This is a genomic window from Parapedobacter indicus (genome assembly GCF_900113765.1).
Taxonomy (GTDB): Bacteria; Bacteroidota; Bacteroidia; order Sphingobacteriales; family Sphingobacteriaceae; genus Parapedobacter; species Parapedobacter indicus.
Genome location: NZ_FOQO01000005.1, coordinates 58,206 through 69,619 on the forward strand (window position 1 = coordinate 58,206; position 11,414 = coordinate 69,619).

Below are 11,414 nucleotides of genomic sequence, written 5' to 3' on the forward strand. Positions count from 1 at the left end.
TAAAATCATGAAGAACCCAATAATAACCTTATTCCTTCTCGCCGGCTTTCTGGCAATGAATGCCTGCAAAAAAGAAGAGCAAAAGGCACCGGGAAATCCCGTGCTCAATACCAAGACAGAATTTGCTTCCGCCTATTTCGGCGATAGCCTCCAATTTACCGTGGGCGTTTCGGACGATGCGCGCATACCCCTGTCAACCCTGAAAGCCCGCCTGTACTACAGCGATGAGCTGGTATCCGAAACCGTCATCCGCACCAAGGCGGAAGGTGATTACACCGGCAAAATCTATATCCCTTATTATGCCGATGTGCCCAATGGAACCGCCACACTCAAATTGGTATTGCAAAACATCAACTTCACCATACGGGAAGAAACCTACGAGCTTCCGCTGGAACGACCGGACTATCCCTACGTAACGCTGGTAGCTGCCGATGACACCGAGTACCGGATGGAACGCACAGGATTATATATGTATACGGCGTCTACCAGCTTCCCCGCCAAGGTAAACGGGTATATCAAGACCCCTGCCTATGGCCAGAATGGAAACGAGCTAACATTTGGCTGGGTGGAGAATGCCATCAAGGAGGGCAGCACCAGCAACATCCCATTTTCCAACGCATTCTCGGGTAACTATTCCATTACGTTCAACACCCTGAACTACGAAGCATCACCGTTTATCATCGCTTATGCAATTAACCAAACGGTGATGGATCGAGTGGATGACAACACCTATCAGGTGGACCTCGCACTGAATCATGAAGAGCCGGTGGTCATCGATGGTTTTGAGGACCTAGATGCGTGGTGGATCGATCCCGATTACTTCGCCCGGGATGCATCCGGCAACCTCCTGTTCCAACCGAAGGCAGGCAATTATCGAATAACGGCCGATTTCAATCGTGAATATTTCATCGTAGAAGCACTCAATGGATCGGACTTAGCCACGTTGCAAACCGATGGATCCGGCGCGGTATGGATTATTGGCGAGGGCATTGGAAAACCATCCGTAGCAACCAATGCTGTCGGCTGGACGACCGAAAAAGCGCTCTGTATGGCTCCGGTGGCAGACAAGACTTATCAAATCACCGTAGTTGCCGGTACCACCGTCACCTCGGATAACATCAATTTTAAATTTTTCCACCAAAAGGGCTGGGGTGGAGAATTTACCAATGCCGCACTCAGCACCACCAGCGATCTCATTTTCGTGGGCGACGGCAGCAATGGCCGAGACCCCGGCAACCTAGGCATTGCAGAAGGGCAAACTTTGGAGGTCGGCGCCACCTATGTACTGACGCTGGACCTGACCGGAGGCAACGACCAAGCCGTACTGACGGTCGAGAAAAAATAACCGTCCGCACTGTCCCTCCCTTACTACACTCCCTTGTTACGCTTTCGCATAACAAGGGAGTGTTGATACTAAAAAAATTATCCGTACTTTTGTATCTCCCGTACAGCATACTGTATGGTCGCTTGGTCCATATATGAATACAGAAGTAGCAACGCTCGATCCCAAAACCCATATTCTCATCAAAGGCGCACGTGTACACAACCTCAAGAACGTCGACGTGGCCATCCCAAAAAATAAGCTCGTGGTGGTAACCGGCATGTCGGGCTCCGGCAAATCATCCCTGGCTTTTGATACACTCTATGCCGAAGGGCAACGCCGTTATGTGGAGAGCCTCTCGTCGTACGCCCGGCAGTTTATGGGGCGCATGAGCAAGCCTGAGGTGGACTATATTAAGGGCATTGCACCGGCTATTGCCATCGAACAGCGGGTCATTACCAGCAATCCCCGCTCCACGGTGGGGACATCCACCGAAATCTACGACTACCTGAAGCTGCTCTATGCCCGGATTGGCAAAACGTATTCCCCCGTGTCGGGTGAGGAAGTGAAGAAAGACACCGTCACGTCGGTAACTTCCTTTGTAACTTCGCTTGCCCAAGGTACAGTAACGACCATCAGTGCGCCGTTGCACCCCACCAACAACCGCAAGCTGAAAGAAGAATTGGCCATTCTTTTACAGAAAGGATTTGTGCGGGTCATCTACAACGGAACCATGCAAAAAATTGAGTCGTTGTTGGAAGATGTCGCTGTCGAAAACCGGACGGCAAAACCCGGAGACCTGCTGATCGTCATCGACCGGATTACAGTTGACGGCGAAGAGGATACCGCCAATCGCATCGCAGATTCCGTGCAAACGGCTTTTTTTGAAGGAAAGGGAGACTGCTATGTAGAAGAGAACGGCACGGTACATACCTTTTCAGACCGGTTCGAGCTTGACGGCATTACTTTTGAAGAGCCCACGCCCAATTTCTTCAGTTTTAACAATCCCTATGGAGCCTGCAAACGCTGCGAAGGCTATGGCCGGATTATCGGCATCGACCCGGATTTGGTCGTCCCCGATAAAAGTCGATCCGTGTACGATGGGGCAATCGCTCCCTGGCGCGGTGAAAAAATGGGCGAATGGCTGCAGCGCCTCGTCAAAAACTGTATAAAATTCGATTTCCCGATACATCGGGCCTATGCCGACCTGACCGACGAACAAAAGGAATTGCTGTGGACAGGCAACCGCTACTTTGAGGGCCTGAATCGCTTTTTTAAAGAACTCGAGGAGCAGACCTATAAAATCCAGTACCGCGTAATGCTCTCTCGCTACCGCGGCAAAACCGACTGCCCTGAATGCAAGGGAACGCGCCTGCGTAAAGACGCCTCCTACGTAAAAATCAATGGAAAATCCATCTCGGATATCGTGCTGATGCCACTGGATGTTGCACTCCTATTCTTTCAAAACTTGAATTTGTCAGAAAACGAGCGTAAAATAGCGAGTCGGCTCCTAACGGAAATCTGCAATCGCCTGTTGTTTCTTACCGATGTAGGCCTGAGTTATTTGACACTCAATCGCCTGTCAAATACACTCTCCGGAGGCGAATCACAACGGATTAACCTGGCCACGTCACTCGGCAGCTCGTTGGTCGGCTCGATCTATGTGTTGGACGAACCCAGCATCGGTCTGCATCCGCGCGACACACAGCGCCTTATCGGTGTGTTAAAATCCCTACGCAACGTAGGCAATACGGTCTTGGTTGTGGAACACGAACAGGAGATGATGCAGTCGGCAGACTACCTGATTGACATCGGGCCTGAAGCGGGTGTAAACGGCGGTAGATTGGTGTTTGACGGCACCTATGATCAAATTCTAGCAGACGACCACAGCCTTACCGGCAAGTATCTCAGTGGTAAAGAATATATTCCCGTACCGGCAAATCGGCGCAAATGGCACGATGCGATCCGTATCAAAGGGGCCCGCGAAAACAACTTACAGGGAATCGATGTCCGTTTTCCGCTCAATGTCTTCACCGTGGTGACCGGGGTATCGGGTTCGGGAAAAACATCGTTGATAAAACGCATTCTATATCCGGCACTTCAAAAAGCAATCGGTAATTATTCCGGCGAACAGACCGGCCAGTACGACGGCATCGATGGCGACATCCAGCGGATTGAGCAGGTGGAGCTGGTCGACCAGAATCCCATCGGCCGCTCATCACGTTCCAATCCCGTGACCTACGTCAAGGCCTGGGACGAAATCCGGGCGCTATATAGTTCCCAATCGGCCGCTAAAGCGGCCGGATTGAAACCAGCCGCATTTTCGTTCAATGTTGAGGGTGGCCGCTGCGACGTATGCCAGGGAGAAGGAGAGGTTAAAATCGAGATGCAATTCATGGCCGACATCGTGCTTCCTTGTGAAGCCTGCGGCGGCAAGCGCTTTAAACAGCACGTGCTCGACGTCACCTGTAAGGACAAAAACGTGTCCGATATCCTTGATCTCAGCGTAGATGAAGCACTCGAATTTTTTGCGGATCAGCCGAAAATCATCGCCAAATTGCAACCCCTGGGCGATGTCGGGCTGGGATATGTCAAGCTGGGCCAGTCTTCCAGCACGCTTTCCGGCGGCGAAGCCCAACGGATTAAGCTGGCTTCCTTTCTCATTAAAGGCAATAACAGCAAAAATACACTCTTCATCTTTGATGAGCCCACCACCGGGCTGCATTTCCACGACATCAAAAAATTACTAAAATCGTTTGACGCCCTGATTGCCCAGGGCAACAGCATCCTTGTCATCGAGCACAACATGGACATGATCAAAAGCGCCGACTGGATCATCGACATTGGTCCCGAAGGCGGTCAGGCAGGCGGTAACCTCGTATTTGAAGGCACTCCGGAGGATATGGTGAAACATGCGGATACCTATACCGCACAATTTCTGAAAGCGTATATGCAACCCCGATGATCGACCCGTTTCTTTCTCTTGGATTGGTTACATTTTTATAGTAGGTTTGTAATTGGTTAATACAATTATAAACTTATACCATGTCTTCTGTTGATTCCTCAACTATCCGGCATTTGATGGCTGGCGACGAAGCTGCCTTCCGCATGATCTATGACATTCACAGCGGACAGGTATACCAGTTGGCCTTCCGTTTCCTAAAAGATGCTTCCTGGAGTGAAGAAATCGTGCAGGATGTATTCCTGAAGCTATGGCTTAATCGGGAAGGGTTGGATGATCAGGGCAACCTATGGCTGTACCTGTATGTAATAACCAAACGACTATGCTTGAATAAACTAAGGGAAATCCGTAAATCCCCCGTACTGTTTGAGCAATTGATGAATGGTATGGAGGTGGCCGGTCGCCCACCCGAAGAGCAGCTTATGGCGGTCGAATTGGAACAACAGGCCCAACGCCTGATCGCCTGTCTCCCCAAACAGCAACAACGGATATACAAACTCAGCAGGGAAGAAGGCCTCTCCCACCACGAAATTGCCGAGAAATTGGGCTTATCACCCAATACGGTGAAAAATCACATGGTGCAGGCCCTGAAAACATTGAAAAATTCGCTGCATCAATCGGGCTACACCTATCTTCTGGCACTTACTTTTTACAGCTTGCTGGCAAGCTGACACCGCCGCAAAAAAAAAATTCTGTTTCAACTAGTCCTACCCGTACTTATCTGTGTTCTCTTTATATAACCTCCATTACGAGGAGCCAATTTATTTGCCGATAGGACAATGAACGAAAACCGCTTGCAGCTTTTGCTAAAGAAATACGTTGACAACACCATCACACGCAAGGACTGTCACGAGTTGCTGGAATATCTGGATACCACGGACACTTCTTTTGTTTCTTCGGCTATTGACGAGGCATTGCAAACGGCTAACGAACAAACTGCATTTGAACCTGATCGCCAAAAGCATGTATATGATCAGCTTCTCGCCGAAATTCAGGAACGGCAGCTAACCCCTTCACCGATCAGGCCAACCAAAAAACACTTCCTGTTTTCATTCGTAAAGGTTGCGGCGGTTCTTGTCGCAGCAATCGCTGTGGGTAGTTGGTTATACAACGGCAAACAGTTGGACAGGGCCAACCTTCAAAGCAACACAACGAGGGATAGCATCCTGCTGCCTGATCGAAATCAGGCAATACTTACCTTGGCGGATGGCAGTACCATTCTGCTGGATGATGCGGCAAACGGAATTTTAGCCCAGGAATCGGGTATTGAAATCACAAAGACCGAAGATGGCAGCGTTTTCTATAAAACCGTCGACAACAGCAATCAAAGCAATACGCTGAAATACAATACGTTTAGCACACCCAAGGGCAGTACGTACCGGATCCTGCTACCCGATGGGACCAAGGTATGGTTAAACACCGGGTCTTCCATTCGCTATCCGGTCGTGTTCCCGCATGATAAAAGAACGGTATCGATCAGCGGAGAAGCCTATTTCGAAGTAGCGCACGATGCTTCAAAACCCTTTTTCCTGGATGCCAACGGCAGCACGATACAGGTGCTCGGCACACATTTCAATGTATCTGCTTACGTGGATGAAAAACAGACGACAACCACACTGGTGGAAGGATCGGTCAATGTCTCCAAAAATGGAAATAACATCACGCTAAAACCCGGACAACAGGCCGTAGTCGACGAAGCTACCGGAGCCATTCACCGGTCCGCAGCAGACGTCCGATCGGCAATCGCCTGGAAAAACGGTTATTTCCGCTTTGACAACGAATCCATCGAAGATATCATAGAAAAAATATCTCGCTGGTACGATATTGAAGCGGTAGAGTATGAAGGACAATTCGACGACCGGTTTTCCGGAACATTCCAACGTTCAAAAAATGTGGCGCAGCTCTTCAGCCATCTGGAGAAACTCGCCCCTATACACTTTGAAATCAGGGAAAGGAGGGTGGTCGTCATGAAGTAGGTATACCTGCATCGCAATGACCAGAAAAAAGCCGGAGGCGTTCGCGGCGCACCCGGCACAAATGCTGGTATTGAACTAATTCGTTGAGTACATAATCAATTATTAACCAAACATTTTGTCAAATGTATAAAAAATCTATTGCATTTCGCCGGCCTCGGCGATATCTATTCAAATTGTTGCTAACCATGAAATTAGTCGCTGTATTGCTGATCGTTACCATCCTGCAAGCAGGTGCAAAAAGCTATGCACAAAAAGTGACTATCAACGTCAAACAGGCTTCAATCGCATCTGTATTGGACCAAATTCAGCAACAGACCGGTTACGACTTTCTGTACAATAGCACACACCTACAAGGAACCAAAACGGTCGACCTCCACTTCAGGAATGCTTCCTTAAATGAAGTACTGGAAGCTTGTTTTTCCGGGCAACCGCTCACCTATGAGATTGAAAACACAACGGTGCTGATACACCGGAAAAAAATAAGTACCCCGGTGCCTGATACAGAAATTCTGCAACGTGAAATCTCGGGCCGTGTAACGGACCATCAAAACCAGCCACTGGAGGGTGTCACCGTTGCGGCCAAAGGGACCCATTCCGTAACAACCACCGATCGTGCCGGGCGATTTAGCCTATCAGTCCCCCAACAGGCCACGACCCTGGTCTTTACCTTGGTAGGTTTCGAGCCCCAGGAACATTCCATCGGCACTTCCAACAACCTTAATGTTTCGCTATCCCCTTCCCTCAGCGACCTCGATGAGGTGGTGGTGATCGGTTATGGAAGCGTAAAAAAGAGCGACGTGACCGGAGCAATCGGATCTGTCGATCGCGATGCCATCGTGCGCACGGCCAACATACAGGCAGCCGGAGCCATACAAGGGCAGGTGGCCGGTGTTAACTTGCTCAAAGTAAACGGAAAGCCAGGAGACGATTACAGCATCGAGATACGGGGATTGAACTCCATCGGCAAGGGCAATGCGCCCCTCGTGGTCATCGACGGTGTAATGGGGGGGTCGCTGAGCTCATTGAATCCGGCTGATATCGAGAAAATTGATGTCCTGAAGGACGCCTCGGCAACAGCCATCTACGGATCGAGGGGATCAAACGGTGTAATCATCGTAACCACCCGGCAAGGGGCACCCGGGAAAAACCGGATCGCATACGATGGCTATGTTGGCATGAAGACGCCCACGAACCTGCCTGATATGATGGACGGCCCGCAATTTGTCGCGAATTTCAACGAAATTTTAAAAAATGGAGGCACCCGGTATTTCGACGACAAGGAAAAGCAAAACATCGAAAATGGCGTCTATACGGATTGGATCGATCTACTGTTGCAAAATGGCATGCAATCAAGCCACAATATCTCCCTTTCGGGGGGAAATGAAAGTTCCCGGCATTTCTTTTCGGCAGGTTACCTAAAGGAAGAGGGAAATGTTCCCGCCGAAGAATTTAGCCGGTTTACATTAAAATCGAATATCGACGGAAAAATAAACAGCTGGATCAACGCCGGCACATCCACGTATGTGTCTTATGGCATACAAGATCAGGGATCGAACGAAGCCCTTCGGGGTGCGTATCGGCTGCGGCCGACGGGCGACGCCTATGACGAGAACGGCGAGCTGCTTTTCTGGCCGACCACCAGCGACAGTCAAACTCCCAACCCGCTATTCGATCCGTTGAACGTAAAAAATGAAACCAGAAATTTCCGGGTTTTCGGCAACCTCTTTGTTGAGGTGAATTTATTGGATGGGCTATCGTTCCGGTCAACCATTTCGCCTTACTTCGAGAGTGTACGCAGCGGAAATTTCGCCGGAAAATATTCCAAAGCGAATACGGGAACCCGGAATGGAAGTGGTGGATACAGCAACCAGTTAAATTTTTCTTACACATTAGACAACGTACTTTCTTATAACAAATCGGTCAAATCCCATTCCTTCGGTGGCATACTGGCCAATAGCATCGTCTCGAGCCGGGGTGAGGGCGCGGCGCAGGATGTATTGGACTTGCCGTACGACTCCTTTTGGTATAATACGGGTTCTGCCGGCAATATCGAAGGGGTTTCCAGCTACCTGACTGAATGGGCGTTGCTCTCGTATATGGGAAGGTTCAACTATTCCTTCAACGATAAATACCAATTGACGCTTACCGGACGGGCCGATGGTTCATCAAAGCTGGCCGCAGGTCACAAGTGGGCTTTCTTCCCTTCAGCAGCGATCGCTTGGCGCGTAAGCGAAGAAGAGTTCCTTCGGGATGTCAAACCGCTTTCCAATCTCAAGCTTCGATTAAGCTACGGTGTGGTGGGCAACGATGCCGTTGCTCCGTATTCGACCCAAGCTTCTATCTTGCAGACGTTGTACGATTGGGGAGGCGATGCCGCCCTCGGCTTTGCACCCGGCGCCATTGCCAACAAATCGCTGGGCTGGGAAAAAAGTAAGGAAATAAACCTCGGTATCGATTTCGGATTCTTAAAGAACCGGATTTCCGGATCGGTGGATATCTACAGCAGGAAAACCGAAGACCTCATCCTTAGCCGGGCACTTCCTCAGCACACAGGTTTTGGCGCGATTACCGCCAACGTCGGTTCTACCGCTAATAAGGGCGTAGAAGTAGCGCTTAATACCGTAAACATCCACACCAGCAATTTCTCGTGGAAAACGACGCTTACGTTTGCCAAAAACCACAACGAAATCGTTGAACTCTACGGAGACCAGAAGGATGACATCGGAAATAAATGGTTCATCGGCCAACCCATACAAGTACATTATGCTGAAGTCTTCGACGGGATATGGCAGCTCGACGAGGCCGAAGAGGCTGCTAAATACGGTGCAGAGCCGGGCCACGTAAAGGTAAAAGACCTGAATGAAGATGGGCAGATTACAGAAGTAGACCGGCAGATTATCGGGAGTCCGCTTCCCAAGTGGATCGGTGGCATGACGAACACCTTCGCCTATAAAGGAGTAGATTTCTCGTTCATGCTGTATTCACGGCAGGGCTCCATGATTTACAGCCCGTTCCATCACTCCAATTTCGCAAGGGAATGGAACGGTCGGTATAACAAGCTCAACGTAAATTACTGGACGGAGACAAATCCTTCCAATGAGTGGCCTGCACCCAACAACACCGGCGGCAGGGGACGCGAAGAGCTGAAAGCCTATGTGGATGCTTCCTTCGTGCGCGTACAGAATATTACATTGGGATATTCGTTTTCGCCAAACATCCTGTCACGCCTGAAGATGTCGGGATTACGGTTATACCTGACGGCCAACAATCCGTTGATATTTACCGACTATGCAGGGTTTGATCCGGAGTGGAGCGGGCAAAATACGTTTAATATGGGAATAAGCTCAGCCACCTATCTGTTTGGAGCAAACATATCTTTTTGATAACCGGAGATGGAAGAACTAACTACGGACTCTTTACAGTTAACGATAGAGCCGTTAAAGAAAAATTATATGAAATCGATTATAAAAAATATATCCGGCATTGCACTCATGGCCTGGGTAATCTTAACCGCGGTTTCCTGCAATGGCTTTTTGGAGGAGGAGCTTATCTCGGACCGCACGACCGACAACTATTATGTAGACGAGCAGGGGTATGAAGATCTCGTAAAATCGGCCTATAGCCCGTTGAGGGAAATTCACAAGCTACGAGGCTTGACACTACTGGGTACCGATATCTTTACGCGACCCGGCGACCCGGCCTTGGGTGGGCTAAACCAGTTTAACGAATATTCGGCACAGGCTATCAATCCCCAGGATGGAAATTCGGCCGTTTATTGGACCTTTTTATATGCAGCAATCGCCCGCGCCAATACCGCACTTGATCGTGCGCCGGAGGTATCCATGGATGACGCGATCAAAACGATCCGGGTTTCTGAAATCAAATTCCTGAGAGCCCTCTATTATTTTTACCTGGTCCAGCAATTTGGCGATATTCCATTGCCACTTACCGAAATTACCGAAGTGGTGACTACCGCCGAACGGATACCAGAAGCACAAGTTTATGAACAGATTATTAAGGACCTCGAAGAAGCCATCCCCGCCCTTCCACCCGCGCAGGAAGAATACGGCCGGGTTACAAAAGGTGCAGCGCAACATCTGCTCGCGAAGGTATACCTGACCCGTGGATACCGCGATTTTGCTGGATCTGATGATTTCGCGAAGGCGGCCAGTATTGCCACCGATGTCATCAATTCCGGCCAGTATCAGCTGCTTGATACCTTCGGTGAGGTCTTTCAGCAGGGAAATGAAGAAAACAATGAAATTCTATTTGCGGTACAATACAGCGTCAATACGGTATTAAATGGCGATGGCAACGACGCCCACTCGCTCTTTGGTCAGGGAGTGGATGGACTGATCGGCATGGATCGGTCGAGCACGTACAATCGGCAGCAAGCAACCTACGTTCCCACGAGATACCTATCAAGCCTCTATGATACGGATATGGATACACGGTACGATATCACCTTTCTTCGGATTTTCTACGCTACCGTGGATAAAGGCGATGTAAAAGTAGGAGATACCGTGCTCTACTTCCCGAAATGGGACCAACCCTGGACTGTTGAACGGATGGCCGCCGCAGATTACCTCGTCGTCAACTACGACGAATACTACATGAACGTAGCAAAACAAAATCAGTTCCCGCCCCTGTGGAAATTCTTCGAGGCCGGCTTACCGTACGGCGACGACAAAGGAACCCGTGACCTGTTTGTATTCCGTTTGGCAGAAACCCACCTCATTGCCGCAGAGGCGTATCTCAAGGCCGGGAATGAACCCAAGGCCCTCGAACACATCAACGCGGTGCGCCGGCGGGCGGGTGCTCCGGGGATGAAAGATGCCATGGAGCTTTCTTCGGTAACCCTAGACGACATTCTTGACGAGCGGGCGCGGGAACTCTGCGGCGAGGAACCCAGGTGGACCGAATTGAAGCGGACAGGAAAGCTCATCGAACGGGTGAAACTGTACAACGAACGGGCTTCGGAAGCCAATACGATTAAGGATTTTCACTTGCTACGGCCGATACCGTTGTCGCAAATCGAGCGTTCATCGAACACCGTTTCGCAAAATCCGGGCTATTAACACGCAATAAACCAACATATCAGTGCCGGCTTCGCCGGTTGGTGACAATCCGATGGATTCCGCCAGCAGGCGAAGCC

General features: G+C 49.9%; 6 protein-coding genes. All 6 read left to right on the plus strand.

The annotated features are described in order from the left end of the window. Nucleotides 1-7 precede the first annotated feature (7 nt). Nucleotides 8-1,345 (plus strand): DUF5125 domain-containing protein, encoded by a 1,338-nt coding sequence (locus BMZ56_RS11285; RefSeq protein ID WP_090626704.1) that lies wholly within the window; start codon nucleotides 8-10, stop codon nucleotides 1,343-1,345. A gap of 133 nt (nucleotides 1,346-1,478) precedes the next feature. Beyond that, nucleotides 1,479-4,286, plus strand: a complete 2,808-nt coding sequence (gene uvrA, locus BMZ56_RS11290; protein WP_090626705.1) for an excinuclease ABC subunit UvrA — start codon at nucleotides 1,479-1,481, stop codon at nucleotides 4,284-4,286. An 80-nt stretch (nucleotides 4,287-4,366) separates the two neighbouring features. Continuing rightward, complete coding sequence (locus tag BMZ56_RS11295; protein ID WP_090626706.1) at nucleotides 4,367-4,954, plus strand: RNA polymerase sigma factor; 588 nt, start codon at nucleotides 4,367-4,369, stop codon at nucleotides 4,952-4,954. A gap of 108 nt (nucleotides 4,955-5,062) precedes the next feature. Then, on the plus strand, nucleotides 5,063-6,259 hold the full coding sequence (locus tag BMZ56_RS11300) for a FecR family protein (RefSeq protein WP_090626707.1): 1,197 nt from the start codon (nucleotides 5,063-5,065) through the stop codon (nucleotides 6,257-6,259). A gap of 185 nt (nucleotides 6,260-6,444) precedes the next feature. Continuing rightward, on the plus strand, nucleotides 6,445-9,642 hold the full coding sequence (locus BMZ56_RS11305) for a TonB-dependent receptor (protein ID WP_177195129.1): 3,198 nt from the start codon (nucleotides 6,445-6,447) through the stop codon (nucleotides 9,640-9,642). 69 nt (nucleotides 9,643-9,711) lie between these two features. Further along, nucleotides 9,712-11,337, plus strand: coding sequence for a RagB/SusD family nutrient uptake outer membrane protein (locus BMZ56_RS11310; protein WP_177195130.1), 1,626 nt, complete (start codon nucleotides 9,712-9,714; stop codon nucleotides 11,335-11,337). The last annotated feature ends 77 nt before the right edge of the window (nucleotides 11,338-11,414 follow it).